The organism is Allobosea sp. 2RAB26, from assembly GCF_052115465.1.
In the GTDB taxonomy this organism is placed as follows: domain Bacteria; phylum Pseudomonadota; class Alphaproteobacteria; order Rhizobiales; family Beijerinckiaceae; genus Allobosea.
Genome location: NZ_JBFRGS010000013.1, coordinates 138,079 through 164,134, shown reverse-complemented (window position 1 = coordinate 164,134; position 26,056 = coordinate 138,079). Strand labels below are relative to the sequence as shown.

The window sequence follows — 26,056 nt, the reverse complement described above, 5'->3', positions numbered from 1 at the left end:
GTTGTCCACAGCAGTCCCCATGACCAGCGTGACCCCTCATCGCGGTCAGCGCTGGGGGTCCCGGTCCAGGACGACAATTTGCATTGCGGATATGGCGCGCTAGAGGTTGCAACTTCGTTAAGCCCCGGGAGCCCACGTGGCGCGCAACTATTTTCATTTGCATCTGGTGTCCGATGCCACCGGCGAGACCCTGATTGCGGTCAGCCGGGCCGCCGCCGCCCAATATGAATCGGTCTCGGCCATCGAGCATGTCTATCCGCTGGTCCGCTCCGAGGCGCAGCTTGCCCGGGTCCTGGCGGAGATCGAATCCTCGCCGGGGGTCGTGCTCTACACGCTCGTCGAAGCGGAATGGGCCGAGCGGCTCGAGAAATTCTGCCAGGAACTCGGCTGCCCCTGTCTGTCGGTGCTGAACCCGGTGCTGTCCCTGTTCCAGTCTTATCTCGGCCAGGCGGGGTCGCCGCGGCCGGGCGCGCAGCATGTCCTCAACGCCGAATATTTCCGCCGCATCGACGCGATGAACTACACGCTGATGCATGATGACGGGCAGCTTGGAGGCGATCTGGAAAGCGCGGATATCATCCTCGTCGGCATCAGCCGCACCTCGAAGACACCGACCAGCATCTATCTCGCCAATCGCGGTATCAAGACCGCCAACGTACCGCTGGTCCCCCATGTGCCTTTGCCGGTCGAACTTGAGCGGCTGAGAAAGCCGTTGATCGTCGGGCTGGTCGCCAGCGCCGAGCGCATCGTCCAGATTCGACAGAACCGGTTGCTCTCGATGAAGGCGGATGATGAGACGCCCTATGTCGACCCTACAGCCGTGGCCGACGAGATCGCGCAGTCGCGCAAGCTTTGCGCCCGCAGGGGCTGGCCGGTGATCGATGTCACCCGGCGCTCGATCGAGGAGACGGCGGCAGCGATCCTCGACCTGCTGCGCGACCATCGCATGAAGTTCATCGCGACATGACGAAGAGGCCCTCTCTCTGGCGTGCAGCGGCGCCGCTGCTGCTTGCTTCCGGCAGTACGACCCGGGCTGGGATGCTGCGCGCAGCCGGGATCCCGGTGGACACCCTGAAGCCCGACATCGACGAGCGAGCCGCCGAGGCGCCGCTCCTCGCACAGGGTGTCGAAGGCGAGGCGATCGCGGCCGCGCTTGCCTGCGCGAAGGCGCTGCATGTCTCCGTGATGAAGCCCGGCCGCTTCGTGCTCGGCGCCGACCAGACGTTGACCTGCGAGGGCCAGATCTTTCACAAGCCCGAGAATCTCCCTGGCGCCGCCGCGCAGATCGCGACATTGGCTGGGCGCACGCATGAGCTTCATTCCGCCTTTGTGCTGGCGCGCGACGGCGAGATCCTGGCTGAAGGCGGGCAGACCGCACGACTGACGATGCGGCGGCTCGAGCTCGATTTCATCGCGACCTATGTCGAACTTGCTGGCCCGGCGATCCTGACCAGCGTTGGCGGCTACCAGCTCGAAGGCCTTGGTTCCCAGCTCTTCGCTGCCGTCGAGGGCGACCATTTCACCATTCTCGGCCTCCCGCTCCTTGCCGTACTCGAGGCCCTGCGCGAGCAGGGCGCTCTCGTCGATTGATCCGGACATCTGAATTCCATGACCCGTCGCTGTTTCGTCATCGGTCACCCGATCGCCCATTCACGCTCGCCGCTCATTCACGGCAGCTGGATCGCCGAGCATGGGCTCGATGGATCCTATGAACGCATCGATGTCGCACCGGCTGCACTCTCGTCGTTCATGGCCCGGGTGCGGAGCGGCGAATTCGTGGGCGGCAACGTCACAGTTCCCCACAAGGAGGCGTCGCTGCTGCTGGTCGATGAACTCAGCCCCGTCGCCCGCGCGATGGGTGCGGTGAACACGATCTGGCGTGACGATGGTCGCCTGTTCGGCGACAACACCGATGCTGCCGGCTTCCTCGCCCATCTCGACGCCAGCGTTCCCGGCTGGAGCGAGCGGGTCGCAACGGCTCTCATTCTTGGCTCGGGCGGCGCGGCGCGGGCGATCGGTTTTGGACTGAAGGCCCGCGGCCTCGAGCGGATCATCCTCGTCAACCGCAGCGCCGACCGAGCCATGGAACTTGCCCGGGCACTCGGAGCGCCGGTGGAGGCACAAGCTTGGTCAAGGCGTCATGAGCTGGTCGGATCGGCCGATCTGATCGTCAACACGACGGCGCTTGGGATGAACGGCAAGCCGCCGCTCGATCTCGATCTCACCAGGCTGCGCCCCGGCACGATCGTTGACGACATCGTGTACGTGCCGTTGCGGACGCCCCTGCTCGAAGAGGCGGAACGTCGCGGCGGTGTTCCGGTCGATGGGCTCGGCATGCTGCTGCATCAGGCCGTCCCCGGTTTCGCGCGCTGGTTCGGTGTGACCCCGAAGGTCACGCCGGCGCTGCGGGCCCGGCTCGAAGCCGATATCCTGGGCGCCTGATTCGCTGGGTGCCGCATGACCTTCATCCTGGGACTGACCGGCTCGATCGGCATGGGAAAGTCGACCACCTCGGAGATGTTCCGGGCCCACGGCGTGCCTGTCCATGATGCCGATGCCACCGTCCATGCGCTCTACCGGGGCAGGGCGGTCGCACCGATCGCGGCGGCCTTTCCGGGCGCAGTGGTGAACGGGGCCGTCGATCGTGCCCGACTCTCCTCGATGGTTGTGGGCAAGCCCGACGCCCTGCGCGCGCTGGAGGCGATCATTCATCCTCTGGTGCGGGAGGAGGAGATCGCTTTCATCAAGAACTGCATTGCAGCGGGGAGCGATATCGCGGTCCTCGATGTGCCGCTCCTGCTTGAGGTTGGAGGAGGGTATCGCTGTGACGCCGTCGTCGTGATCACGGCATCAGCCGAAGTGCAGCGCGCCCGCGTTTTGGCGCGTCCGCAGATGACGGCGGAGAAGCTGGACGCGATCCTTGCGCGCCAGATGCCGGATGCCGAGAAGCGCCGGCACGCCCACTTCCTTGTGGACACCTCGCATGGCTTGCTGGTGGCACAGAGGCAGGTCCGCTCTATCCTCCAGGCATTGGCCGGCCGTCCTGGCCGGAGCCGGCAAGAAAAGGCGTCCAGGCATGCGTGAGATCGTTCTCGATACCGAGACGACCGGCGTCGAAGCCAATGGCGGCGATCGCGTCGTTGAAATCGGCTGCGTCGAACTGGTCAATCACTGCCCATCCGGCCGTACCTTCCATCAATACATCAACCCCGAGCGGGCGATGGCGGAAGGCGCCTTCAAGGTCCACGGACTGTCCGATGCCTTCCTGTCGGACAAGCCCGTCTTCGCGGCCATTGCCGAGGAGTTTGCAGCCTTCATCGATGGCGCGCGGCTCGTCATCCACAACGCGTCCTTCGATGTCGGCTTCCTGAACATGGAGATGAAGCGTGTCGGCCGTGGCCCGATCGATCCGTCGCTGGTCGTCGATACGCTGGCGATGGCGCGACGCAAGCATCCCGGAGCCTCGAACAGTCTCGATGCGCTCTGCCAGCGCTACGGCATCGACAATACGAGGCGCACCCAGCACGGCGCGCTGCTCGATTCGGAGATTCTCGCCGAGGTCTATATCGAGCTGATCGGAGGCAAACAGGCCGATCTCGGACTTGGCGTGGTCAGCGCTTCCGGTCCCGGCAACGGTCTCGCCGATCTTTCCGAGCGGCCGCAGCGCCAGCGCCCGCTCGCCCCCTGCCTCGACGAGGCGGCAATGGCCGCTCATGAGAGCTTCATCCTGACCCTGAAGACACCGCTCTGGAGCGGCTATCTCGGTCTGGCCAAGGAAAGCTGAGCCGCTTGTGGCGGCTCAGCTTCGGGTCGGTCGGCCGCGGCTACGATCGGCGCGCCGGGACATCATGTTGAGACCCTCGATCAGCGCCGAGAAGGCCATGGCGGCGTAGATGTAGCCCTTCGGGATATGGGCGCCGAAACCCTCGCCGATCAGCGTGGCGCCGATCATCAGCAGGAAGCCGAGGGCCAGCATCACGATCGTCGGGTTCTTTTCGATGAACTTCGCCAGCGGGTCGGCGGCCAGCAGCATCACCAGCACGGCGACGATCACCGCAATCATCATCACCGGGACATGCTCGGTCATGCCGACGGCCGTGATGATGCTGTCGATCGAGAAGACCAGATCGAGCAGCAGGATCTGGAAGATCGCAGCGCCGAAGGTCACGGTTGCCGCACGGCCGCCGTCGAACACATCGGGCCCGTGATTGACGTCGACCTTGTGATGGATTTCGGTCGTCGCCTTCCAGACCAGAAAAAGGCCGCCGGCGATCAGGATGAAATCGCGCCAGGAGAAGGCCTTGCCGAAGAGCGAGACGATCGGCTCCGTCAATTGCACGATGAAGGCGACGGTACCGAGCAGCGCGAGCCGCATGAACAGGGCAAGCCCGATGCCGATCTTGCGGCCGAGCGAACGTTGCTCCTCAGGCAGCTTGTTGGTCAGGATCGAGATGAAGATCAGATTGTCGATGCCGAGGACAACCTCCATGGCGATCAGTGCCCCGAGAGCCGCCCATACGGCGGGGTCGGCAGCAAGCGTCATCAGATGGTCCATCGGGTCTCCACATAGCAAAATGCGGACGCCGGATTGGCGCCCGCTTCAATGAATGTGGGAGATGGAGTTTGCCTTGCCGATGCGCAAGGCGTTGCGAAATGCGCGCGATTATTGATTGAAATGCAAGAAAGGGCCCGCGAGGGCCCTTTCGATATCGTCGGCTTGCGGAGGCGGCAGGCTCGCTCAGGCGTTGGGCGCCTGTGGCTGCTGGGCCTGAAGCTCCTGCATGCGCTGTTGATACAGCATCGCGAAATCGATCTGCGGAACATAGAAAGGCGGGAAGCCGCCGGTCTGGACCGCGTCCGCGATGATCTGGCGGGCGAACGGGAACAGCAGCCGCGCGCAGTCGATTACCAGAACGGGGTGAATATGCTCCTGGGGGATGTTCAGCAGCCGGAACACGCCGGCATAGCTGAGATCGAACGCAAACAGCGTCTCGTTGTTCAGGACGGCCTTGCCCTCGAGCTGGAGCACGGTCTCGTAATCGGTCTCCGACAGCGCGGTGGTCGAGACATTGACCTGCAGGGACATCTGCGGGCCCTGCTCGTTCTGCTGGCCGAGCGCGCGGGGCGCCTTCGGATTCTCGAAGGAGAAGTCCTTGGTGTACTGGATCAGGGCATTCATGCTCGGCTGAGCGTTCGCCTCGCTCGCGCCGTTGCCGTTGGGGATGTCGTTGGCCATCGGTCCCATCATCGTCTGGCAGGCTTTAATCGGGAAATCCCACGCCTTGCCGGCGCCCGGGACTGCGCACCGCTCCCCGGTGCAATGCTTGCGTCGGCTATCATGGAGCTTCCTCAGGCACAAGAAGCCGCCTTCACAAGCTCGGGGGTGGATGTTACGAGCCTTGATCACCATATCGCATGCGGCGGCCGGCCGACCGCCGCCGTTGATGCGAGGCGGTCACTGGGGTTCCGGATCAGCGTTCGATGCAAAATTCCTTCGACATGACGACTTTGGTCTTCCTGGCTCTGGCCGTTTTCGTCGCCTGGAAGCTTCGCTCCGTGCTTGGCCAGAAGACCGGCAGCGAGCAGCCGCCTAAGGATCCCTTCGCGCGGCGTGAGACGCCGCCGATGCGACCTGATCAGGCCGGCGCTCCCGAGGCCAAGCGCGACAATGTCATTCGCCTGCCGGGCGCAGCCAATGATCCCGCTGCGACAGCCGTTCCTGCGGCCGAGCGCTGGAAGGACATTGCGCCTGCGGATTCGCCGATCATTGCCGGCATCGAGGCCATCGTTCGCCAGGAGCAGGATTTCGACCCGAAGGGTTTCCTGCAGGGTGCGAAATCCGCTTACGAGACAATCGTCACCGCCTTCGCCCGCGGCGACCGCAAGGTCCTGAAGGGCCTCCTCGCCAAGGAAGTCTATGATGGCTTCGAGCAGGCGATTACCGACCGCGAGAAGCGCGGCGAGAAGGCGGAATCCTCCTTCGTCTCGATCGACAAGGCCGAGATCACCGCCGTCGACGTCAAGGGCAAGACCGCTCAGGTGACGATCGCATTCGTTTCGCAGCTGATCAGTGTTGTCCGTGATGCACAGGGCGTCGTGGTCGACGGCAGCGCCGAGGCGGTTTCGGAGGTCAACGATATCTGGACCTTCTCGCGTCAGCTCGGCAGCCGCGACCCGAATTGGCTTTTGGTCGCGACCGAAGCCGGCGCGTGACCCGTGGCCTCGGGCGCATTGCGCTGGTGGCCGCCATGTTGTCCGCTGCAATGACACAAGCGCCCGCCGGTCCGAACTTGCCGCCCGGCGCCCGCGCAGAGGTCATCTCTCCCGGCGCAATACCGGGATGGCCGGATGACGATCACCGCATTGCGCTGACGATTTTCGCAGCTGGCTGCGCTGCCGATCCCCCGCTTCGGCAAGGCGTCCCGATCCCCGCTGCGCTCACCGCTGTCTGCGCCGAAGCCGGCAGGCTGACGGCTCGCGGGCCGGTCGACCGGACGGCGGCGCGTCGCTTCTTCGAGGAGCGTTTCAGTTTCTGGCGCATCCGGCCGAGTGGCGCCGAGGGCGGCTTCATGACCGGCTATTTCGAGCCGGAGTTCGAAGGCTCGCTCACCCCCTCCGTCCAGTTCCCAACGCCGCTCTATGCCCGCCCTGCCGATCTGGTGACGCGCCTTGCAGGCGACGCTTGGCCAGGGCTGGAACCTGCCTTGTCCGCCGCCCGCCGCACTCCCCGGGGCCTAGAGCCCTATCCCGATCGGACGGCGATCGAGAGTGGCGCACTCGACGGGCAGGGCCTGGAAATCGCCTGGCTGCGCGATCCGGTCGACCGCTTCGTGTTGCAGGTGCAGGGCTCCGGCCGGGTTCGGTTGCAGGACGGCAGGGTCGTCCGGCTGGTCTATTCCGGCCGCAACGGCCACGCCTATACCTCACTCGGCCGGGTGCTCAGCGAGCGCGAGAACATCCCGCCGGCCGAGATGACTATGGACAAGCTGGTCGCTCGGTTGAAGGCCGATGCCGGTTTTGCCCGGGACCTGATCCGCCTGAACCGCTCCTTCGTCTTCTTCGCCCGCAAGGACGACTTGCCGGCCGAGTCGGGGCCGATCGGTGGTGCGGGTTTGCCCCTGACGCCGCTGCGTAGCATCGCCGTCGACCGCGCCATCTGGCCCTACGGACTGCCGGCCTGGATCGATGCGACAATTCCCACCGGCAGCGGCGACATGGAGCGGCTGTCGCGCTTGATGATTGCGCAGGATACGGGATCCGCCATCGTCGGACCGTCGCGGGTCGACCTGTTCGTCGGTTCCGGCCAGGCGGCGGGTCATCGCGCCGGGCTGGTCCGCCATTCCTTTGACTTCACGGTGCTCTGGCCGCGGGCGGAGGCGCGCTGAGGAATGCGCCGCCGTCGCGAGAAGACCCTGTCGGAGGCCGAGATTGCCCTGTGGCGGCAGGTTGCACGTTCGGTGACGCCACTGCGGGGGCGCGCCGCACCGCCGCCTGAGGAGCCTGCAGCGGCCCCGGCGCCACCTCCAACTGAGGCTGCCGCCCCTGTTCTGGTGGTTGCCGTCAAACCGGCCAGGATCACCCCGCCGCCGCTGGCGCCGCTCGAGCGCCGCCTGCGCACCCAGTTGCGTCGCGGAACCCAATCCGTCGAGGCGGTGATCGACCTGCACGGCCTGCGGCAGGATGCCGCTCATGCGGCGCTATGTGCCTTTCTGCGCCGCGAGCAGGCGCGCGGCACCAGGCTGGCGCTGGTCGTGACGGGCAAGGGCGCCGCGGGCGATGCGATTTTCGGCGAAGAGCGTGGCGTCCTGCGCCGCAGCGTGCCGCACTGGCTGCGGCTACCTGATCTGCGCCCTTTCGTCGTCGGCTTCGAGGAGGCCGAGCAGCGCCATGGCGGCGCCGGCGCGCTCTATATCCGTCTGCGCCGGCACCGTGAGAGCGGCGCGTGACACCCTTTGGCCAGCGCGTTCGGGAGCTGCGCGCAGCTCGCGGCGTGACGCTGGCCGGAATGGCCGCGGCGCTGGGCGTCACGCCGGCCTATCTCTCGGCCCTTGAGCATGGCAAGCGCGGCCAGCCGACCTTTGCGCTGATCCAGGGCGTGATCCATTTGCTCGGCGTGATCTGGGACGAGGCTGACGAACTCGTTCGTCTCGCCGAGCTCTCCCACCCCCGCATCACGGTCGATACTGCGGGACTGGCACCGGAGGCGACGCTGGTCGCCAACCGGCTTGCCCTTGAGATCGCCGAACTCGGCCCCGACGAACTCGCCGCGCTGCGCGCCGTGCTTGACCAGGCCAGTCGCCGGCGCGGCCGTGCTTGACCGCATCGGGTCCTGATGCGAAACGCCCATCATTCGTCCCATCCTCGCCAACCCACGGAACTCCTTCATGAAAAATGCCCGTTATGATGTCCTGGCGCTCGGCAACGCCATCGTCGATGTCATCGCTCGCGCGGAAGAGGATTTTCTGGTCGCGCATGAGCTGACCAAGGGCGCGATGATGCTGATCGACGAGCCCCGTGCCGAGACGCTCTACGCGGCGATGGGCCCGGCCAAGGTCATCTCGGGTGGTTCCGCCGCCAACACCATCGCGGGCCTTGCCTCCTTTGGCGGCAAGGGCGCCTTCATCGGCAAGGTGAAGCAGGACGAGCTCGGCAAGCTCTACCGGCATGACCTGACCTCGCAGGGCGTCAGCTTCGATACGGCTTTCGCGGCCGATGGTCCGGCGACCGCCCGTTCCTTCATCTTCGTCACGCCTGATGGCGAGCGCACGATGAACACCTATCTCGGCGCCTGCCAGGGCCTCACTGTCGCGGATGTCGACAAGGATACGGTCCAGAACGCCGACATCATCTATCTCGAGGGCTATCTCTGGGATCCGCCGGCGGCCAAGGAAGCCTTCCGCAAGGCCTCGGAGTTTGCCCATGCAGCTGGCGGCCGTGTCGCGATCACCCTGTCGGATTCCTTCTGCGTGGATCGTTATCGCGACGAGTTCCTCGGGCTGATCCGCAACCGGCTGGTCGATATCGTCTTCGCCAATGAGCACGAGCTGAAGAGCCTCTACCAGACCGGCGATTTCGACAGCGCGCTCGCTGCGTTGCGCGCGGAGAATATCATTGCGGCGGTGACGCGCTCGGAGAAGGGCGCTCTGGCGGTGACGCCTGACGGCATCGTCGCCGAACCGGTCTTCCCGGTGGAGCGCATCGTCGATTCAACCGGCGCGGGCGACCTCTTCGCCGCGGGCTTCCTCTTCGGCCTGACCTCGGGCCGCGAGGTGCGGGACTCGCTGCGGCTCGGCGCGCTGGCCGCCGCCGAGATCATCAGCCATGTCGGTGCAAGGCCGGATGTGAACCTGAAGGTGCTGGCGGGCGATAACGGCTTGCTGTGACCTGATCGGGTTTCAGGTTCGGCGTGTCATGGTCGGGCGGGTCTCGATCATGGCACGCCTTTTCACGAGCCGCGTCGCAAGACGCGGCGGCCCGGCAGTGCAGCCGCGCACGACGATTCAGTACAGCGTCGCCTTCACGCGCTCCGGCAGCGCCTTGTCATAGGCAGCACCGTCAAAGGTCTCGATCGCCTCGTTCCGCGCAGTGATGTCACGCAGGATCTGTCCGGCGCTTGGCAACTCACGCCTGTCGGCATGTTTGGCCGGGTTCCAAAGGTCGGCCCGGACCACGGCGCGCGAGCACTGGAAGTAGACTTGTTCCACATCGACCACGATCACGCAGGCCGGCAGCTTTCCCGCCATCTCGAAGCGCGCGCAGAGCTCGGGGTCGGTCGAAAGCGTCGCTGTGCCGTTCACCCGCAGGGTTTCGCCGTATCCGGGGACCAGGAAGAGCATTCCGATTCTCGGATCGAACAGAATATTTCTTAATGAATCCAGACGGTTATTGCCTTTTCTGTCTGGAATCAGGAGCGTTTTCGCGTCCCGGACCGTGACAAAGCCCGGCAGATCCCCGCGCGGCGAACAATCCAGGCCCTCCGGACCGTTGGTCGCGAGCACCATGAAGGGCGAGGCGGCGATCAGCGCAGCATAGTTCTCGTCGACATGGTCGATCTCCTTGGCGACCGAGGCGGGCGCGACGGGGTTCGGATACCGGGCGGCGAGCGTCTCGAGCGAAGTGATGCTGTGGTCGGTCATGCCGATCTCCAAGAACCAATAAGTCTAGACTATTGGGAGACAGGCGTGAGCGCCAGCCCCTTCGCACCGCAAAAAAGAAAACGCCCCGCATCGTGAGATGCGGGGCGCCTGTGGTCTGGCGATGAAGCCGGAGCTTACTCGCTGGCGGGCTGCTTCTCGCGGGCCTTCTCGGCGTCGCGGGCAGCCTTGAGCTTCTCGGTCAGATCCTCGCCCGTCTCCTGGTCGACGACCTTCATCGAGAGGCGGATCTTGCCGCGCTCATCCTGGCCGAGGAACTTGACCTTGACCTTGTCGCCTTCCTTGACGACGTCCGAGACCTTCTGGACACGCTGGGCGGCCAGTTCGGAAATGTGAACGAGGCCGTCCTTGGCGCCGAAGAAGTTCACGAAGGCGCCGAACTCCATGATCTTCACCACGGTGCCGTCATAGATCATGCCCGGCTCGGCTTCCGAGACGATCGACTTGATCCACTTGATCGCGGCTTCGATCGACTTGCCGTCGGCCGAGGCGATCTTGATGGTGCCGTCGTCCTCGATGTTCACCTTGGCGCCGGTCTTCTCGACGATCTCGCGGATGACCTTGCCGCCCGAACCGATGACTTCGCGGATCTTGTCGACCGGGATCTTCATCGTCTCGATGCGCGGGGCATATTCGCCGAGCTGGGCGCGCGAGGTGGAGAGCGCCTTGGACATCTCGCCGAGGATGTGGTCACGACCGCCCTTGGCCTGGCCAAGCGCGACCTGCATGATCTCCTCGGTGATGCCGGCGATCTTGATGTCCATCTGCAGCGAGGTGATGCCCGCAGCGGTACCGGCCACTTTGAAGTCCATGTCGCCGAGATGATCCTCGTCGCCGAGGATGTCGGAGAGCACCGCGAAGCGCTCACCTTCCAGGATCAGGCCCATGGCGATGCCCGCAACCGGAGCCTTCAGCGGCACGCCGGCATCCATCAGCGCCAGCGAGGTGCCGCAGACGGTGGCCATCGAGGAGGAGCCGTTCGACTCGGTGATCTCCGAGACGACGCGGATCGTGTAGGGGAACTCGCCCTTGGCCGGCAGCATCGGACGGATCGCGCGCCAGGCGAGCTTGCCATGGCCGATCTCGCGGCGGCCGGGCGAACCCATCCGGCCGGTCTCGCCGACGGAGTAGGGAGGGAAGTTGTAGTGCAGCAGGAAGGTTTCCTTGTAGGTGCCTTCCAGCGAGTCGATGAACTGCTCGTCGTCGCCGGTGCCGAGCGTGGTCACGACCAGCGCCTGGGTTTCGCCGCGGGTGAACAGCGACGAGCCGTGGGTGCGCGGCAGGATGCCAGCTTCCGCCACGATCTTGCGGACCGTCTTGACGTCGCGACCGTCGATGCGGATGCCGTCGTCGAGGATGTTCCAGCGCACGATCTTGGCCTGGGCTTCCTTGAACTGGCCGGCGACCTGTTCCTTGGTGAAGGTCTTCACGCCATCCGGCTCGGCCGAGACCAGCGCCTCGACGACCTTCGCCTTGACGGCGTCGACAGCCTTATAGCGCTCGGCCTTGGCGGTGATCTTGTAGGCGACGCGGAGCTCGGCTTCGCCAACCTTGAGCACGGCGTCGAGGATCGCCGACTGGTCGGCCGGCTGGTAGTCGCGCGGCTCCTTGGCGGCCTTTTCAGCCAGACGGATGATGGCGTCGATCACCGGCTGGAAATGCTTGTGGCCGAACATCACGGCGCCGAGCATGATCTCTTCGGAGAGTTCCTTGGCTTCCGACTCGACCATCAGGACGGCGTCCTGGGTACCGGCGACGACGAGGTCGAGGCCCGATTCCTTGATCTCGTCGACCAGCGGGTTGAGCTTGTAGGCACCGTCGAAATAACCGACGCGGGCGGCGCCGACCGGGCCCATGAAGGGCACGCCGGACAGGGTCAGTGCGGCCGAAGCTGCGACCATCGCAACGATGTCGGGGTCGTTCTCCAGGTCATGCTGGAGCACGGTGCAGACCACCTGGGTGTCGTTCTTGTAGCCGTCGGCGAAAAGCGGGCGGATCGGCCGGTCGATCAGGCGGGAGACCAGGGTCTCCTTCTCGCTCGGGCGGCCTTCGCGCTTGAAGTAGCCGCCCGGGATGCGGCCGGCCGCGAAGGTCTTTTCCTGGTAGTTCACGGTCAGCGGGAAGAAGTCGAAGCCCGGCTTCGGCTCCTTGGCCGAGACGACGGTGGCGAGCACGACGGTCTCACCATAGGTGGCGAGCACGGCGCCGTCGGCCTGGCGGGCGACCTTGCCGGTTTCGAGCACGAGCTTGCGCCCGCCCCAGATCAGCTCTTCGGTTTGGATGTCGAACATGGTTCTCTTTCGGATCGGATGTGGCACACGTCCGGACGTCTCAAGCCCATGGGCAAGACGGCGGAAAGCTCGGGAGACGGTGAGCATTGCGCCCGAGCGCTCGGCGATCCTGCCATGGACGTCGGGGCGTCCGGCGGAGGCCTGCGGCTAAGCCACCCATGCGGCCGCCGCGTTGGAGTCAGGGCGCCGCACCATTGCGGCCAGACCCTGGAGTAGGAGCATCATGTCGCCCGAAAGATGGTTCCCACCTTTCGGCATCATGCTCTGGAAAAACCGCCCGGAACCGATCGGTGCCGGGCGGGAAGCTCTTGCGATCGATCAGCGGCGGATGCCGAGCTTCTCGATCAGCGTCCTGTAGCGCGCTTCGCTCTTGCCCTTGAGATAGTCGAGCAACGAACGGCGCTGCGAAACCAGCTTCAGCAGGCCGCGACGCGAGTGGTTGTCCTTGACATGCGACTTGAAGTGACCGGTCAGGTTGTTGATGCGCTCCGTCAGGATCGCGACCTGGACCTCCGGCGAACCGGTGTCATTCGGCTTGGTGGCATGTTCCTTCACGAGCGCGGTCTTGCGCTCCGGCGTAATCGACATCGTGTGATCCTTCAGTTGGATGTTGATCTGGCGGGCCAGGCCGGGATGTCGTCCAGCAAGGTCCGGAACCCGCAATCCACCTCATCACGGAGGAGATGCGCAGCCAGCCGCAAGGCCGGTTGGCGCGGGATATACACGAATCTGGGTAAAACGCTAGCGCGGCGACGAGGCAGGCCGGGGCAGACCGTGGTCGTAGCGCCTCTGCGCTTCCTCGACCTCGCCGATATGGGTCTCGGCCCAGCGCGTCAATCCGTGCACGGTTGCTGCAAGCGTGCGGCCGAGTTCGGTCAGCGAATACTCGACAGTTACGGGCACGGTGGGGAACGCCTCGCGGCTGATCAACCCATCGCGCTCCAGGCTCCGCAATGTCTGCGACAGCATCTTCTGCGAGATGTTGTCGATGCGTCGGCGCAGCTCGTTGAAGCGCAACGTCCCCTCTCCGAGCAGAATCAGGATCAGCACCGCCCATTTATCGCCGATGCGGTCGAGGACCTGGCGGGTCGGGCATTGGGCGTTGAAGGCGTCCGGGCGTTGCAGCATCGTGGTTTCCCTCAGGTGACCATGTCGCGTGAAAGTGCCTTCTTTACGAGGCTCCACGCTGCCTCCATCTAGTATCGCACAGGATGTTGGTTCCTGAAAGATACTAGCCAAAGGCAGATCTCATGAAAATCGCTCTCATCGGCGCTACCGGCTTCATCGGCTCGCGCCTGCTGGCCGAGCTGTACGCCCGCGAACACGCGGTTTCGGCGATCACCCGCAACCCCGGAAAGGTCGCAGCGGCGACTGGTGTGACGCCGTTGAAAGGCGACGTCTTCGATCGCGACGGGCTGGCCAGCGTGCTCGCTGGCCATGACGCGGTGATCAGCGCCGTGCATTTCACCGCGAGCGACCCGGCGGTTCTGCTGGCCGCCGTCAAGCAATCCGGGGTGAAGCGCTATCTCGTCGTCGGTGGCGCGGGCAGTCTCGAGGTCGCGCCAGGCAAGCAGCTGTTCGACACGCCGGAGTTCCCGGCGATCTATCTGGCGGAGGCGAAGAAGGGCGGCGCCTTCCTCGAGCTACTCAAGGGTGAGAGCAAACTGGACTGGACGTTCCTGTCACCCTCGGCGCTGATCCAGCCCGGCCAGCGCACCGGCAAGTTCCGCCTCGGCAGGGATCAGCTTCTGGTCGATGCCCAGGGCAAGAGCGCGATTTCGGCCGAGGACTACGCGATCGCATTGGTCGACGAACTGGAGAAGCCTGCCCACTCGCGCCAGCGCTTCACGGTCGGTTACTAAACCATCGCGAGCAATTCAGGCTTTCTGGTAGCGGCGGCGGCCGAGATGCAGGCCGCCGCCTGGCTCCGGCATGATGCCGGACCCGGCTAGGCCGGAGTTGTTCGATGCCGCCTCGGCGGGCTTCAGGGCGGGCTATGAAAGCCCGTCGCAGTTCAGCTGGAAGTACAAGTCGCCTGTTCGGAGCACCGCCCCTGCGTGACGCTGCACGCTTGCGCGCCACGCAGTTCAGTCTCGTCCCGGCCTGAAGCATCGGCCCGAAAAGTGGATTGCGGCTTTCGGAAAGGCCGACGCAAACCCAGGGGGTTGAATCATGGGATTGGATACGGGATCCGACCCCATGGATTAGAGATTGAAGACCCGGTGCGGTACCAGCTCGCCATTGCTGATCGAGCCAGTGGCGATGAGCACGCCGCCGCTGGTCGCATAGACAGCCTCGGCTTCGATCGGCGCATCGCGACCGCGCAATAGTGCGCTCTGGCCACGCTTCAGCCGCAGGGCCGCATCGCGATGGACCACGATCTCCGGAATGAGCTCAAGCGCTGCTGCGACCGGCCGGAGTGCGCCCTCGGCCTCTTCCTGGCTGCTGCGCAACGTCTCGACGGTCGTCGCCTCGGTCACCGTGAAGGGGCCGACGCGGGTGCGCCTGAGATGGGCGACATGCCCGAGGCAGCCGAGCGCAACGCCGAGATCGCGGGCGATGGCGCGTACATAGGTTCCCTTGCCACATTCGGCCTCGAACGTCGTCGTCGCGCCGTCATGGCTGACGATCGACAGCGCATCGATCTCGACCGGGCGGGGCTGCAGCACCACCTCTTCGCCATCCCGGGCGAGGTCATAGGCGCGCTCGCCGGCGATCTTGATGGCTGAGTATTTGGGGGGCGTTTGCAGGATCGTGCCCGTGAAGCGCGGCAGCAGGGCCGCGATGGCGTCTTCCTGCGGGCGTAGCTCCGAGGTCGCAATCACGCGGCCTTCGGTATCGTCGGTCTCGGTCTGCGAACCCCAGGCGACGGTAAACTGATAGGCCTTCCGGCCATCCATGACGAAGGGGACGGTCTTGGTCGCCTCGCCCAGCGCGATCGGCAGCAGGCCTGAAGCGAGCGGGTCGAGTGTGCCCGCATGGCCGGCCTTCTTGGCGCTGAAGGCGCGCTTCACCACGCTGACCGCATGGGTCGAGGTCATGCCTACGGGCTTGTCGAGCACCACCCAACCATGCACGTCGCGCTTCTTCGGGCGCGGCTGCTGCGCGTGCGGAGGCGCCACTGTCTCGCTATTCGTCGTCATGATGGTCGTCTTGGTCGATCTTCAGGGGCTGGCGCAGCGTGTCGCGGCGCACCGAATCGGAATCGAGCAGCGCATCGATGCGTTCGGCCTCCGAGAAGCTCTCATCCTGGCGGAAGCGGATATCGGGCGCGTATTTCAGGTTCACCCGATGGGCGATCTCGCCCCGGATATAGCGCTTGTGGCCATCGAGCGCCTTCAGGACCGGCGCGATGTCATTGCCGCCGAGCGGCATGATGTAGGCCGTCGCGAGCTTGAGATCGGGCGAGAGGCGCACCTCCGGCACGGTGATGACATGCTTCGCCAGCACGTCGTCGTGAATGTCGCCGCGGGCGAGCATCTCGGCCAGTGCGTGACGGATGAGTTCGCCGACGCGCAGTTGTCGCTGCGAGGGGCCGCTGGGTTTTGCTGGTCTTGCCATGGTTCTCGATCTCCGGACTCGGACCGGATGAGCGTGGGTCGTAGAAACGTGATGGCCGGGCTTGGCCCGGCCATCACGTCAAGGTTCTGCGAAGGAGCGCGCGCTCGTCCCCGTCAGGTGGTCGGGACAAGCCCGGCCACGACGGATCACAGCGTCCGCTTGATCTCCTCGACGCGATAGCACTCGATCACGTCGCCAGCGCGCATGTCCTGATAATTCTCGAAGGACATGCCGCATTCCTGGCCGGCAACCACTTCCTTGGCGTCGTCCTTGAAGCGCTTGAGCTGCGAGAGCTTGCCCTCGTGGACCACGACATTGTCGCGGATCAGGCGGACATTGGCGCCGCGTTCGATCGTGCCGTCGGTGACGCGGCAGCCGGCGATCTTGCCGACCTTCGAGACGTTGAAGATCTCGAGGATCTGGGCATTGCCGAGCATCGTCTCGCGCAGGGTCGGAGCCAGCAGGCCCGACATCGCCGCCTTCACGTCATCCACGAGGTTGTAGATGATGTTGTAGTAGCGGATTTCGACGCCGGCCCGTTCGGCCGCCTCGCGCGCTTCCTTGTGGGCACGCACGTTGAAGCCGATCACAGCCGCGCCGGAAGCCTGGGCGAGCGTGATATCGGATTCGGTGATGCCGCCGACACCCGACTGCAGCACGCGTGCGCGCACCTCGTCGTTGCCGACCTTCTCGAGCGTGCCGACGATGGCCTCGACCGAACCCTGCACGTCGCCCTTGACGACGAGCGGGAATTCCTTGCGGCCAGCGCCTTCCTTGAGGTCGCGCATCATCTCCGCGAGCGAGCGGCCCGCTGCCGATCCACCGCCACGAGCTGCGATCCGGTCGCGCTTCTGGCGCTCACGGTAATCGGTGACCTCGCGGGCACGCGCTTCGGATTCGACCACCGCGACGCGGTCGCCGGCCTCAGGCGTGCCGTTGAATCCGAGAACCTCGACCGGCAGCGACGGGGGCGCCTCCTTGATCTGGGCACCGGTGTCTCCGATCAGGGCGCGCACCCGGCCCCATTCCGAGCCCGCCACGACGATGTCGCCGGTGCGCAGCGTGCCGCGCTGGACGAGCACGGTCGCGACCGGGCCGCGGCCACGATCGAGCTTCGCCTCGATCACGGTGCCTTCGGCAGCGCGATCGGGATTGGCCTTGAGATCGAGCAGTTCAGCCTGCAGCGAGATAGCCTCGAGAAGCTTGTCGAGGTTCTGGCCGGTCTTGGCCGAAACCTCGATTTCCAGCGTCTCGCCGCCCAGCGTCTCGACCTGGATCTCGTATTGCAGCAGCTCGGACCGCACGCGGTCCGGGTTTGCGTCGGGCTTGTCGATCTTGTTGATCGCCACGATCAGCGGAACCTTGGCCGCCTTGGCGTGGTTGATGGCCTCGACCGTCTGCGGCATCACGCCGTCGTCGGCCGCCACCACGAGAACGACGATATCCGTCACCTTGGCACCACGTGCACGCATCGCCGTGAAGGCGGCGTGGCCCGGGGTATCGATGAAGGTCACCTTCGAGCCGGTCGGCGTCGTCACCTGATAGGCGCCGATATGCTGGGTGATGCCACCGGCCTCGCCGGTCACGACATGGGTCTGGCGGATCGCATCGAGCAGCGAGGTCTTGCCGTGGTCGACATGGCCCATGATGGTCACGACCGGGGGACGCTGGATCAGCATCTCATCGGTGTCGGGCGTATCGAACAGGCCTTCTTCGACGTCGGATTCGGCAACGCGCTTGACGGTGTGGCCCATTTCCTCGGCCACTAGCTGAGCAGTGTCGGCGTCGATCACGTCGGTGATCTTGTGCATCGCGCCCTGCTTCATCAGCAGGCGGATGACGTCGACGCCACGCTCGGTCATGCGGTTGGCGAGTTCCTGGATGGTGATCGTCTCGGGGATGATCACCTCGCGCATCACGCGTTCCTTGGCGACGTCCGAGGCACGGTGCCCGGTCATGCGCTGGACGCGACGGCGGAAGGCTGCAACCGACCGTGTCCGCTCGTCATCACCGCCGGTAGCGGTCGAGAGCGTCAGGCGGCCACGCGGCTTCTCACCGGCCTTGGGCGTCTTCGGGGCGGGAGCCGGCGCGCCGCGATTGGCAGTGCCGGGAGCGCCGCCGGGGCGACGGAACGCGGGCCGGGCCTCACCATCATCGGGGCGGCTGCGCGGGGCGCCGGCCGAAGGGGCCTGACGGGCCGGGCGGACGACGGCCGGCTCTGCGGGAGCGCTCGGATCACCGGCACGGGGGGGACGCGGTGCGTCGACCCGGGCAGGACGCGAGTCGAGCCGCGGCGGACGTGCACCGACGTCGCGCATCTGCGGACGTGCACCACCGAACTCGCGCGGGCCGGATGCGGGCCGTGCGGCGGGAGCATAGGTTGAAGGCTGGGGCGGCTGCGCCTGCTGCTGCGGCGGAGCGGATGGAGCCGGGGCCGAGACCTGCTCACGCGGCTGCTGGGGGGCTGCCGGACGGGCGGCCTGGGCATCATCGCGCTGACGAGCGGCGACTTCGGCGCGACGCTTCTGCTCGTCTTCCTGACGACGGCGCTCTTCTTCCTCGCGCTGGCGAGCAAGAGCTGCCTCGCGCTCGGCCCGTTCGCGTTCTGCAACAAGCGCACGCTGGCGGGCTTCCTCTTCGGCCTGACGGCGCTCGTCGAGCTCACGGGCTCGAGAGTCGGACAGGGCGCGCTGACGCGCATCCTTCTCGTCGTCCGAGAGGGTGCGCAGCAGCATGCCGCCTGGCTTCGGAGCTGCGGGAGCCGGCTGGGGTACGACCGGACGCGGGGCAGCGGGCTGCACCGCGGGCTGCGGCGCACGAGCCACCGGCGCTTCCTTGACTTCGGGCCCACCGACGCGGCGCTTGACCTCGACGACGACCTGCTTCGAGCGCCCATGCGAGAAGCTTTGCCGAACCGTGCTCTGCTCGATCGGCCGCTTCAGCGTTAGGGTCTTCGGAGGGCTGACCGTCAAAGTCTTGTCGCCCGGGTTTTTGGTATCGCTCATTCCGCTTTCGGTCCTGCCGGTTCGGTCGTGTGTTCGTCTGTCTCGTCGAAATCCGTCGGGCTTTCCGGGCCCAACGCACCGGCATCGCCCATCCGGTAACGGACGAGCCGACGCCAGCGGGAGAGGAAACCCTCGGCCGCCGGTCCCGGAGCAAGGGCCGCATGTATCACATGTGACCGCCCCAACGCCAATTCCAAATCAGCCGCCGCGAATTCCGCGACGACAGGTGTGTTTCGGACCTTCAGCCCATCCTCGGCTCGCGCTGCCGCGACCCGCTTGAGAGCCTGTCCTATCTTGCGTCGGCCATCCTCGGCGCCATCGCTGGCTTCGATCACCGCGGCGAGACGCCCCGATCCGATAGAGGCCTCGACCTTGGCAAAGCCGGACGAAACCAGTCCCGCCTTGTTGGCCATGGCCAGCGCCTGGACGGCGTCGCGATGCATCAAGCCATCGATCATAGCGGCAAGATCAGGCGGTATCATGACCTTGGTCTTGAGCGAGCGCTCGAAGGCCTTGCGCTTGATCGCCTCGGCGACCGTGGCCGCGCTGAGACTCGTCCAGACGCCGCGGCCCGGAAGCTTGCGGCGCAAATCCGGCGTGAGAACCCCGTCGGGGCTGACTACGAACCGGATCAGATCCTCCGGCGCCTTGACCATGCGGGTCACGACGCAGCTGCGCTCAGGGCCGTCCTTGTGCGCGGGCCGCGCCGATTCCGGCCTTTTCATCACGCGCGCCTGACTCAGGCCTCGGCCGCTTCGCTGTCGGCCTCGGGCTCCTCAGCGGGAGCTTCGACCCAGCCCGCCTTGATGCGCGCGGCCATGATGATGGCCTCTGCATCCTGTCGCGACAGGTCGAACCCGTCGAGATAGCCGGAATGGCGTGTGCTCTCGCCATCCTTGCGTTCGGTCCAGCCGACGAGATCGTCAGTCGCGCAGCCCGCCAGATCCTCGACGGACTTCACATCGTTCTCGCCGAGCGCGACCATCATCGATGTGGTGATGCCCTCGACTTCGCGCAATGCGTCCTCGACACCCAGAGCACGACGCTTGTCGTCGAGCTCGGCTTCGACCGTCGCCAGGTATTCCTGAGCGCGTGACTGGATCTCGCCCGCCGTTTCCTCGTCGAAGCCTTCGATCGTGGCCAGTTCGGCGAGGTCGACGTAAGCGACCTCCTCGACCGAACGGAAGCCTTCCGAGGCCAGCAGCTGGCCGACGGTCTCGTCGACATTCAGCGCGTTCATGAAGGTCTCGGTGCGCTGCAGGAATTCCTTCTGGCGGCGCTCCGATTCCTCGGCCTCGGTCAGGATGTCGATATCCCAGCCGGTCAGCTGCGAGGCGAGGCGAACATTCTGACCGCGGCGGCCGATGGCGAGCGAGAGCTGCTCGTCGGGAACCACGACCTCGATCTTGTCGGCCTCTTCGTCGAGCACGACCTTCGCGACTTCAGCCGGCTGCAGTGCATTGACGACAAATGTCGCGACATCCGGCGACCACGGAATGATGTCGATCTTCTCGCCCTGCAGCTCGCCGACGACGGCCTGCACGCGCGAGCCCCTCATGCCGACGCAGGCGCCGACGGGATCGATCGAGGAATCGCGGCTGATCACGGCGATCTTGGCACGCGAGCCTGGGTCGCGGGCGACAGCCTTCACCTCGACGATGCCGTCATAGATCTCCGGCACTTCCTGGCCGAACAGCTTGGCCATGAACTGCGGATGCGTGCGCGACAGGAAGATCTGCGGGCCACGCGGCTCGCGGCGCACGTCGTAGACATAGGCGCGGGCGCGGTCGCCGACCTTGAAGGTCTCGCGCGGGATCATCTCGTCGCGACGGATGATGGCTTCACCGCGGCCGAGATCGACGAAGACATTGCCGTACTCGACGCGCTTCACTGCGCCGTTGACGATCTCGCCGATGCGATCCTTGTACTCGTCATACTGGCGATCGCGCTCGGCCTCGCGCACCTTCTGCACGATGACCTGCTTGGCCGATTGAGCGGCGATGCGGCCGAAATCGAAGGGCGGCAGCGGATCGGAGATGACGTCGCCGACCTGGGCTGCCGGATTGTGGCGCTTGGCTTCGGCGAGCGTGATCTCGGTCGAGGTGTTCTCGACCTGCTCAACGACCTGCAGGTGGCGCGCCAGGCGAAGTTCGCCCGACTTGGTGTTGATCTCGGCATGAACGTCGGTCTCGGCGCCGTAGCGCGAGCGAGCGGCCTTGGCGATGGCGTCCTGCATCGCGTCGACGACGATCTGCCGATCGATCGATTTCTCGCGGGCGACGGCATCCGCGATCTGCAGCAGTTCGAGCCTGTTGGCGCTAACAGCCATGACGCTCACTCCTCTTCGTTGTCGTTCTGCGGAGCCGGCTTGGGCTGTGTGCCCGGGCGCGGTCCCAGTGATTTGCCCCTGCCCTTCTTCGGGCTGGCGATCTCGTCCGCCGGCGGCATCTCGGGCGGCAGGCCAGACTTGCCCCGCCGCAGTGATTCGGTGACCAGGGCGTCGGTCAGAACAAGCCGCGCTTCGCCAATGGCGTTCATCGGAATCGCGACGTCGCGCTCTTCCTCGGTCTTCGCATCGTCGCGCGAGAGCAGGGCCGTATCGCCCTCGACGCCGCGCAGGATGCCGCGGAAGCGCTTGCGGCCGCCGACCAGCTCGTGCGTGTCGATCTTGGCAAGGTGACCGGACCAGCGCGCAAAATCGCTCGGGCGCACCAGCGGCCGGTCGATCCCCGGCGACGACACCTCGAGATGATACGCGGCCTGGATGGGATCGTCGACGTCGAGCGCCGGCGAAACCGCCTGGCTCACCGCCTCGCAACCCTCGACGGTCATCGTGCCGTCCGGGAGTTCGGCCATGATCTGCACGGTGCAACCGTTCTGGCCGGAGACGCGCACGCGCACCAGCCTGTAGCCGAGATCGATGATCGCCGGCTCGATGATGGCAGCGACACGCGCGGCCACACCGCTTTCGGTCACTACGCGCCTGTCCTGATCTGCTGCTGTCGGCTCGTTCATGTTCGGACTGCCTGCCTTCGCTCCGGCAGGGCTTGCGGCCAACAAAAAAGAGCGGGCCGGCCGGCCCGCTCTTGATCATCGGCTTACACCGAAACCAGAGCTGTTGCGTCGCTATTTAGTCCGCAACGGCCGGGCATGCAAGATCAAAGCTGCCCTGGCAGGGAGCAGGGTGTCGAAAGGAACGCCATGTAACGGCAATGGTGCTTCCATTCCGCGCCCGGCTTTATGCAATTGCGCTAACCGGCTGGTCATTCTTCTCGTCTAGCGTCGGCCAATGGTGCGTAAAGAGGTTGCGTAATGAGTTCGGTCAGCGCGCTGTTGCGTGATCTTGAAGCGACGATGTCGCGAGGCTCGGGCGATGAGCGCGTCCAGATCCTGATGCGTCTGACCGATCTCTTCGTCAGCACGGCCGCGACGATGGGCGATGACCAGATCAGCGTCTTCGACGTGGTGATCGGCAGGCTTGCCCGCGCCATTGAAACCCGCGCGCGGGTCGAATTGTCCGAGCGGCTGTCCATCGTGCCGAATGCGCCAGGCGGCGTGGTGCGCCAGCTTGCGCTCGACGAGATCGCGGTTGCGCGGCCGGTTCTGGTCGGCTCACCCGTGCTGTCCGATCAGGATCTGGTTGCGATCTCCGCCGCAAAGGGGCGCGACCATATGCTCGCGATCACCGAGCGTCCGTATCTCGCCGAGCCGGTGACGGATTTCCTGATCCTGCGGGGCGGTCGTGTCGTGACCCACGCGGTTGCGGCCAACCAATCCGCCCGGTTCTCGCGGCATGGCATGGGCGTGCTGGTGATGCGTGCGGTCCAGGATGACGGCTTGCAGGCGACGCTGGGAACCCGGAGCGACATCCCGGCAGAGCTGGTCGAGCAATTGACGCTGGCTGCGAAGAATTCGGCGCGCCGCAGGCTCGCTGCGACGTTCGAGCCGGCGATGGGCGGAGCCGTCGACCGCGCGGTCGAGCGCAGCGCCGATGCGGTCGCCGCACAAGACCAGCTTCAGGACGATCTCGGCAAATTCAGCGCTGCGCTGGCCGATATCAAGGCCTTCCATGATGAGGGCAGACTCGACGAGGCCAAGGTCGCCGAGCTCGCCGCTTCGGGCGCCATCGAACACGCCATCTGCGGCGTCGCCATCCTGGCGAGGCTCGGCCTGCAGGCGACTGAGCAGATCATCCTCGGCCCGGATCGCGACGCGGTGCTGCTCGTTGGCCGGGGGCTTGGCTGGTCCTGGGAGACTACTCGCGCCCTGATCACCCTGCGCAAGGGCGATGGCAAATCGGCACCTGCGGTCGAGCGGGCCCGCCAGAACTTCCGCAACCTGACGCCGGTGACGGCGCAGCGGGTCCTCGGCTTCCTCAGGATGCGCGACGGCGTGCAGTGAGATAGCTCGGTACGCGCCCGGCAGCGATGGCCTTGGCCTCGTAACGCGTGCGGATCCAGCCCGGATAGGGTTGGCGCCAGTCGTCGGCGCGCTCGTCGGCCCAGTCGAAATCCGGTGAGTGCAGCAGCCGCGACAAGGTCCAGCCGACATAGTCGTCGATATCGCTGGCGAAGCGGAAACGCCCACCCTTCCTCAGCGCCCGCGCGAACAGGGCGAGCGTCCGCTCCGAGACGAAACGGCGCTTGCGTTGCCTGCGCTTCGGCCAGGGATCGGGATAGAGCAGGTCGATCGCATCGAGGCCGCCTTCCGGCAGGCGCGGCAGCATCAGCGCGGCATCGCCATCCCAGAGCCGGACGTTGGTGAGGCCTTCCCGCTCGATCACCGCCAGGAACTTCGCCATGCCATTGACGAAGGGCTCGCAGCCGATGAAGCCGATCTCCGGGCTCTCTCGCATGCGGGAGAGCAGATGCTCGCCGCCGCCAAAGCCGATCTCCAGCCGCACCGCCTCGACCGGCTTGGGAAACAATGCCTTCAGATCCAGGATCTCGCCTTCGGGCAGGCGCAGCCGTGGCAGGGTGCCCTCGATCAGCACGCTCTGACCTTCGCGTAGAGGCTTGCCCTTGCGCCGGCCGAAGAAGGCTCGTTCGAGATCTCTCTCCAGGTCTCGTTCTTCGCTCATGATCCCAAAACCCCGTCGTCACCGGCGAAAGCAAAAGGCCGGAGCGAGATCGCTCCGGCCTCTCCGGGATCCGGTAGACCGAACCCCGACATAACATCCGCGCTGGATCAGGCTACGGCCTTCTTCAGCGTGTCGATCAGGTCGGTCTTCTCCCAGGAGAAGCTGCCGTCGCGACCGGCCTTCCGGCCGAAATGGCCATAGGAGGCAGACTTCGCGTAGATCGGCTTGTTGAGGTTGAGATGGGTCCGGATGCCGCGCGGGCTGAGATCCATCACCTCGCCCAGAGCCTTTTCGAGCTTGGCCTCGTCGACCTTGCCGGTGCCATGCAGGTCGACATAGATCGAGAGCGGCTTGGCAACGCCGATGGCGTAGGAGAGCTGGATCGTGCAGCGCTCGGCGAGCTTGGCGGCAACCACGTTCTTGGCGAGGTAGCGCGCGGCATAGGCAGCCGAACGATCGACCTTGGTCGGGTCCTTGCCGGAGAACGCGCCGCCGCCATGCGGGGCAGCGCCGCCATAGGTGTCGACGATGATCTTGCGGCCGGTCAGGCCGGCATCGCCATCAGGACCGCCGATCACGAACTTGCCGGTCGGATTGACGTGCCAGACGGTGTCCTTCGAGATCCAGCCCTCAGGCAGCGTCTCGCGGATATGCGGCTCGACGATCTTGCGGACATCCGCCGAGCTCAGCGAGTCGTCGAGATGCTGGGTCGAGAGCACGATCTGCGTGACGCCGACCGGTTTGCCGTTCTCGTACTTGACGGTGACCTGGCTCTTGGCATCGGGGCCGAGCTTGGCGGCCGGCCCTTCACCCGCATGGCGGGCCTTGGCGAGGACTTCGAGGATCTTGTGGGCGTAGTAGATCGGCGCCGGCATCAGCTCGGGCGTCTCGCGGCAGGCGTAGCCGAACATGATGCCCTGATCGCCCGCGCCTTCTTCCTTGTTGCCGGCGGCGTCGACGCCCTGGGCAATGTCGGCCGATTGCGAGTGCAGCAGCACGTCGATCTTGCACTTCTTCCAGTGGAAGCCGTCCTGCTCGTAGCCGATCGCGCGGATCGCCTTGCGGGCCGCCGACTTGACCTTGCTCTTCAGCGCCTTCTCGTCGAGCGAGGTGCGGACCTCACCGGCGATGACGACGCGGTTCGTCGTGGCCAGGGTCTCGCAAGCGACGCGCACCTGGGCCGGATCCATCCCGGCCTTGACGGCCTCCTTGAAGAACAGATCGACGACCTCGTCGGAAATCCGGTCGCAAACCTTGTCAGGATGACCTTCGGAAACGGACTCGCTGGTGAAGAGATAGTTCTGGCGTGACACGGACGAAGGATCCTTCATGCACGGACAAGCTGGTGGCCGCCAGCACGGACCCTGCCGGTGCGGGGCGCAGCGTTCTTGCAGCGAACGTGTTCGCCGTCAAGCGCTCAAATCCGTTTATCGGGAGAAACGTTCGTCAAGACGAACGCCGAGACGCTTCAATCAGGGCTTTTCAGCGTGTTCCTCGGCAATGGCCTCAACCAGATCGATAACCCGGCGTCGAACCTGCCCATTTTTAATGCGCACGAAGGCCTTGGTGAGTTGCACGCCTTCGCTGGTCGCCAGGAAATCCGAAATATAGGTCGTGGAGGCGGCGTCCGAGAAGCCTCCCGACGGCATGTCGCCGGACGGGGCGCCCTCGAAGAAAAAGGAGACCGGCACATCCAGCATCTTGGCGATTTGCTGCAAGCGGCTGGCGCTGATGCGGTTTGCGCCCTTCTCGTATTTCTGAACCTGCTGGAAGGTCAGCCCAAGTGCTTCACCAAGCTTTTCCTGGCTGACGCCGGCAAGCATGCGGCGCATCCGGACGCGGCTGCCAACATGGCGATCGATCGGATTGGGAATTTTCTTCAGCATGGATCGACGGGCCTCGGATCAGGGGCATTCTGCCGAAGCCGCAATCCGGCAGTGTCCTATGGTCAAACACAATACACTA

27 protein-coding genes are annotated in these 26,056 nt (G+C 65.5%); 12 read left to right on the top strand and 15 right to left on the bottom strand.

What is annotated here, in order from left to right; all coding sequences use genetic code 11:
• Positions 1 to 136 precede the first annotated feature (136 nt).
• Genes AB4118_RS23755 through dnaQ form a run of 5 tightly spaced genes read left to right on the top strand, consistent with a single transcriptional unit; the run spans position 137 to position 3,784 of the window.
• Entirely contained in the window at positions 137 to 967 is an 831-nt protein-coding gene (locus AB4118_RS23755; protein ID WP_441492038.1) for a pyruvate, water dikinase regulatory protein, read from the top strand.
• Entirely contained in the window at positions 964 to 1,590 is a 627-nt protein-coding gene (locus tag AB4118_RS23750; protein ID WP_441492037.1) for a Maf family protein, read from the top strand. The genes AB4118_RS23755 and AB4118_RS23750 overlap by 4 nt, the downstream gene beginning before the upstream one ends.
• An 18-nt stretch (positions 1,591 to 1,608) precedes the next feature.
• Entirely contained in the window at positions 1,609 to 2,442 is an 834-nt protein-coding gene (locus AB4118_RS23745) for a shikimate dehydrogenase (protein ID WP_441492036.1), read from the top strand.
• Positions 2,443 to 2,457: 15 nt separating this feature from the next.
• Complete coding sequence (coaE, locus tag AB4118_RS23740; protein WP_441492035.1) at positions 2,458 to 3,084, top strand: dephospho-CoA kinase; 627 nt, start codon at positions 2,458 to 2,460, stop codon at positions 3,082 to 3,084.
• Positions 3,077 to 3,784: a DNA polymerase III subunit epsilon gene (gene dnaQ / locus AB4118_RS23735; RefSeq protein ID WP_441492034.1), complete on the top strand. Its 708-nt coding sequence runs from the start codon at positions 3,077 to 3,079 to the stop codon at positions 3,782 to 3,784. The genes coaE and dnaQ overlap by 8 nt, the downstream gene beginning before the upstream one ends.
• A gap of 15 nt (positions 3,785 to 3,799) precedes the next feature.
• Here dnaQ and AB4118_RS23730 read toward each other — a convergent pair whose 3' ends face one another.
• On the bottom strand, positions 3,800 to 4,555 hold the full coding sequence (locus AB4118_RS23730) for a TerC family protein (protein ID WP_441492033.1): 756 nt from the start codon (positions 4,553 to 4,555) through the stop codon (positions 3,800 to 3,802).
• Positions 4,556 to 4,738: 183 nt separating this feature from the next.
• On the bottom strand, positions 4,739 to 5,236 hold the full coding sequence (gene secB, locus AB4118_RS23725) for a protein-export chaperone SecB (protein WP_069878580.1): 498 nt from the start codon (positions 5,234 to 5,236) through the stop codon (positions 4,739 to 4,741).
• A 245-nt stretch (positions 5,237 to 5,481) separates the two neighbouring features.
• On the opposite strand from secB, the gene AB4118_RS23720 reads away from it, so the two are divergent.
• The 5 genes from AB4118_RS23720 (at position 5,482) to AB4118_RS23700 (ending at position 9,383) form a co-directional block, all read left to right on the top strand.
• Positions 5,482 to 6,213 (top strand): Tim44/TimA family putative adaptor protein, encoded by a 732-nt coding sequence (locus AB4118_RS23720; protein ID WP_069878579.1) that lies wholly within the window; start codon positions 5,482 to 5,484, stop codon positions 6,211 to 6,213.
• Positions 6,210 to 7,385: a murein transglycosylase A gene (mltA, locus tag AB4118_RS23715; protein WP_441492032.1), complete on the top strand. Its 1,176-nt coding sequence runs from the start codon at positions 6,210 to 6,212 to the stop codon at positions 7,383 to 7,385. The genes AB4118_RS23720 and mltA overlap by 4 nt, the downstream gene beginning before the upstream one ends.
• A gap of 3 nt (positions 7,386 to 7,388) precedes the next feature.
• A complete protein-coding gene (locus AB4118_RS23710; RefSeq protein WP_441492031.1) occupies positions 7,389 to 7,946 on the top strand; it encodes a Smr/MutS family protein in 558 nt (185 codons plus the stop codon).
• Entirely contained in the window at positions 7,943 to 8,317 is a 375-nt protein-coding gene (locus tag AB4118_RS23705) for a helix-turn-helix domain-containing protein (protein WP_113515708.1), read from the top strand. Before AB4118_RS23710 ends, AB4118_RS23705 begins: the two co-directional genes overlap by 4 nt.
• Before the next feature lie 67 nt (positions 8,318 to 8,384).
• Positions 8,385 to 9,383 carry an adenosine kinase gene (locus tag AB4118_RS23700; protein ID WP_441492030.1) on the top strand — a complete coding sequence of 333 codons (999 nt, stop codon included), beginning with the start codon at positions 8,385 to 8,387 and terminating at the stop codon, positions 9,381 to 9,383.
• Positions 9,384 to 9,500: 117 nt separating this feature from the next.
• Here the strand turns inward: AB4118_RS23700 and AB4118_RS23695 are convergent, their stop codons facing one another.
• The 4 genes from AB4118_RS23695 to AB4118_RS23680 form a co-directional block, all read right to left on the bottom strand.
• Positions 9,501 to 10,136, bottom strand: coding sequence for a pyridoxamine 5'-phosphate oxidase family protein (locus tag AB4118_RS23695; RefSeq protein WP_441492062.1), 636 nt, complete (start codon positions 10,134 to 10,136; stop codon positions 9,501 to 9,503).
• A gap of 134 nt (positions 10,137 to 10,270) precedes the next feature.
• Positions 10,271 to 12,445, bottom strand: a complete 2,175-nt coding sequence (gene pnp / locus AB4118_RS23690) for a polyribonucleotide nucleotidyltransferase (protein ID WP_441492029.1) — start codon at positions 12,443 to 12,445, stop codon at positions 10,271 to 10,273.
• 318 nt (positions 12,446 to 12,763) lie between these two features.
• Positions 12,764 to 13,033, bottom strand: a complete 270-nt coding sequence (gene rpsO, locus AB4118_RS23685) for a 30S ribosomal protein S15 (protein WP_043239192.1) — start codon at positions 13,031 to 13,033, stop codon at positions 12,764 to 12,766.
• A gap of 153 nt (positions 13,034 to 13,186) precedes the next feature.
• On the bottom strand, positions 13,187 to 13,573 hold the full coding sequence (locus AB4118_RS23680; RefSeq protein ID WP_441492028.1) for a winged helix-turn-helix transcriptional regulator: 387 nt from the start codon (positions 13,571 to 13,573) through the stop codon (positions 13,187 to 13,189).
• A gap of 122 nt (positions 13,574 to 13,695) precedes the next feature.
• On the opposite strand from AB4118_RS23680, the gene AB4118_RS23675 reads away from it, so the two are divergent.
• Entirely contained in the window at positions 13,696 to 14,307 is a 612-nt protein-coding gene (locus AB4118_RS23675) for an NAD(P)-dependent oxidoreductase (protein WP_441492027.1), read from the top strand.
• Positions 14,308 to 14,649: 342 nt separating this feature from the next.
• On the opposite strand, the gene truB is transcribed toward AB4118_RS23675, so the two are convergent.
• The 6 genes from truB to rimP all read right to left on the bottom strand — a co-directional run bounded on the left by truB (position 14,650) and on the right by rimP (position 22,026).
• Complete coding sequence (truB, locus tag AB4118_RS23670; protein WP_441492026.1) at positions 14,650 to 15,588, bottom strand: tRNA pseudouridine(55) synthase TruB; 939 nt, start codon at positions 15,586 to 15,588, stop codon at positions 14,650 to 14,652.
• A complete protein-coding gene (rbfA, locus tag AB4118_RS23665) occupies positions 15,575 to 16,006 on the bottom strand; it encodes a 30S ribosome-binding factor RbfA (protein ID WP_441492025.1) in 432 nt (143 codons plus the stop codon). The genes truB and rbfA overlap by 14 nt, the downstream gene beginning before the upstream one ends.
• Positions 16,007 to 16,152: 146 nt before the next feature.
• The gene (gene infB / locus AB4118_RS23660) at positions 16,153 to 19,011 is read right to left on the bottom strand and encodes a translation initiation factor IF-2 (RefSeq protein WP_441492024.1); all 2,859 of its coding nucleotides are present in this window, start codon (positions 19,009 to 19,011) and stop codon (positions 16,153 to 16,155) included.
• Positions 19,008 to 19,736: an RNA-binding protein gene (locus AB4118_RS23655; protein ID WP_441492023.1), complete on the bottom strand. Its 729-nt coding sequence runs from the start codon at positions 19,734 to 19,736 to the stop codon at positions 19,008 to 19,010. Before AB4118_RS23655 ends, infB begins: the two co-directional genes overlap by 4 nt.
• 14 nt (positions 19,737 to 19,750) lie before the next feature.
• The gene (gene nusA, locus AB4118_RS23650) at positions 19,751 to 21,340 is read right to left on the bottom strand and encodes a transcription termination factor NusA (RefSeq protein WP_069878570.1); all 1,590 of its coding nucleotides are present in this window, start codon (positions 21,338 to 21,340) and stop codon (positions 19,751 to 19,753) included.
• 5 nt (positions 21,341 to 21,345) lie between these two features.
• Positions 21,346 to 22,026, bottom strand: coding sequence for a ribosome maturation factor RimP (gene rimP, locus AB4118_RS23645; RefSeq protein ID WP_441492022.1), 681 nt, complete (start codon positions 22,024 to 22,026; stop codon positions 21,346 to 21,348).
• Between the two features lie 297 nt (positions 22,027 to 22,323).
• On the opposite strand from rimP, the gene AB4118_RS23640 reads away from it, so the two are divergent.
• On the top strand, positions 22,324 to 23,412 hold the full coding sequence (locus tag AB4118_RS23640) for a DUF2336 domain-containing protein (protein ID WP_441492021.1): 1,089 nt from the start codon (positions 22,324 to 22,326) through the stop codon (positions 23,410 to 23,412).
• Here the strand turns inward: AB4118_RS23640 and trmB are convergent.
• The 3 genes from trmB to AB4118_RS23625 all read right to left on the bottom strand — a co-directional run bounded on the left by trmB (position 23,387) and on the right by AB4118_RS23625 (position 25,977).
• Positions 23,387 to 24,091 carry a tRNA (guanine(46)-N(7))-methyltransferase TrmB gene (trmB, locus tag AB4118_RS23635; RefSeq protein WP_441492020.1) on the bottom strand — a complete coding sequence of 235 codons (705 nt, stop codon included), beginning with the start codon at positions 24,089 to 24,091 and terminating at the stop codon, positions 23,387 to 23,389. The genes AB4118_RS23640 and trmB overlap by 26 nt on opposite strands.
• A gap of 107 nt (positions 24,092 to 24,198) precedes the next feature.
• Positions 24,199 to 25,404 carry a methionine adenosyltransferase gene (metK, locus tag AB4118_RS23630; RefSeq protein WP_441492019.1) on the bottom strand — a complete coding sequence of 402 codons (1,206 nt, stop codon included), beginning with the start codon at positions 25,402 to 25,404 and terminating at the stop codon, positions 24,199 to 24,201.
• Between the two features lie 159 nt (positions 25,405 to 25,563).
• On the bottom strand, positions 25,564 to 25,977 hold the full coding sequence (locus AB4118_RS23625; RefSeq protein ID WP_069878567.1) for a helix-turn-helix domain-containing protein: 414 nt from the start codon (positions 25,975 to 25,977) through the stop codon (positions 25,564 to 25,566).
• Positions 25,978 to 26,056: the final 79 nt, after the last annotated feature.

Coding starts and splice junctions, on each gene's coding strand:
- AB4118_RS23750 (WP_441492037.1), top strand. CDS start 964: ATGACGAAGAGGCCCTCTCTCTGGCGTGCAGCGGCGCCGCTGCTGCTT.
- AB4118_RS23745 (WP_441492036.1), top strand. CDS start 1,609: ATGACCCGTCGCTGTTTCGTCATCGGTCACCCGATCGCCCATTCACGC.
- coaE (WP_441492035.1), top strand. CDS start 2,458: ATGACCTTCATCCTGGGACTGACCGGCTCGATCGGCATGGGAAAGTCG.
- dnaQ (WP_441492034.1), top strand. CDS start 3,077: ATGCGTGAGATCGTTCTCGATACCGAGACGACCGGCGTCGAAGCCAAT.
- AB4118_RS23730 (WP_441492033.1), bottom strand. CDS start 4,555: ATGGACCATCTGATGACGCTTGCTGCCGACCCCGCCGTATGGGCGGCT.
- secB (WP_069878580.1), bottom strand. CDS start 5,236: ATGGCCAACGACATCCCCAACGGCAACGGCGCGAGCGAGGCGAACGCT.
- AB4118_RS23720 (WP_069878579.1), top strand. CDS start 5,482: ATGCAAAATTCCTTCGACATGACGACTTTGGTCTTCCTGGCTCTGGCC.
- AB4118_RS23710 (WP_441492031.1), top strand. CDS start 7,389: ATGCGCCGCCGTCGCGAGAAGACCCTGTCGGAGGCCGAGATTGCCCTG.
- AB4118_RS23700 (WP_441492030.1), top strand. CDS start 8,385: ATGAAAAATGCCCGTTATGATGTCCTGGCGCTCGGCAACGCCATCGTC.
- AB4118_RS23695 (WP_441492062.1), bottom strand. CDS start 10,136: ATGACCGACCACAGCATCACTTCGCTCGAGACGCTCGCCGCCCGGTAT.
- pnp (WP_441492029.1), bottom strand. CDS start 12,445: ATGTTCGACATCCAAACCGAAGAGCTGATCTGGGGCGGGCGCAAGCTC.
- rpsO (WP_043239192.1), bottom strand. CDS start 13,033: ATGTCGATTACGCCGGAGCGCAAGACCGCGCTCGTGAAGGAACATGCC.
- AB4118_RS23680 (WP_441492028.1), bottom strand. CDS start 13,573: ATGCTGCAACGCCCGGACGCCTTCAACGCCCAATGCCCGACCCGCCAG.
- AB4118_RS23675 (WP_441492027.1), top strand. CDS start 13,696: ATGAAAATCGCTCTCATCGGCGCTACCGGCTTCATCGGCTCGCGCCTG.
- truB (WP_441492026.1), bottom strand. CDS start 15,588: ATGACGACGAATAGCGAGACAGTGGCGCCTCCGCACGCGCAGCAGCCG.
- rbfA (WP_441492025.1), bottom strand. CDS start 16,006: ATGGCAAGACCAGCAAAACCCAGCGGCCCCTCGCAGCGACAACTGCGC.
- infB (WP_441492024.1), bottom strand. CDS start 19,011: ATGAGCGATACCAAAAACCCGGGCGACAAGACTTTGACGGTCAGCCCT.
- AB4118_RS23655 (WP_441492023.1), bottom strand. CDS start 19,736: ATGAAAAGGCCGGAATCGGCGCGGCCCGCGCACAAGGACGGCCCTGAG.
- nusA (WP_069878570.1), bottom strand. CDS start 21,340: ATGGCTGTTAGCGCCAACAGGCTCGAACTGCTGCAGATCGCGGATGCC.
- rimP (WP_441492022.1), bottom strand. CDS start 22,026: ATGAACGAGCCGACAGCAGCAGATCAGGACAGGCGCGTAGTGACCGAA.
- AB4118_RS23640 (WP_441492021.1), top strand. CDS start 22,324: ATGAGTTCGGTCAGCGCGCTGTTGCGTGATCTTGAAGCGACGATGTCG.
- trmB (WP_441492020.1), bottom strand. CDS start 24,091: ATGAGCGAAGAACGAGACCTGGAGAGAGATCTCGAACGAGCCTTCTTC.
- AB4118_RS23625 (WP_069878567.1), bottom strand. CDS start 25,977: ATGCTGAAGAAAATTCCCAATCCGATCGATCGCCATGTTGGCAGCCGC.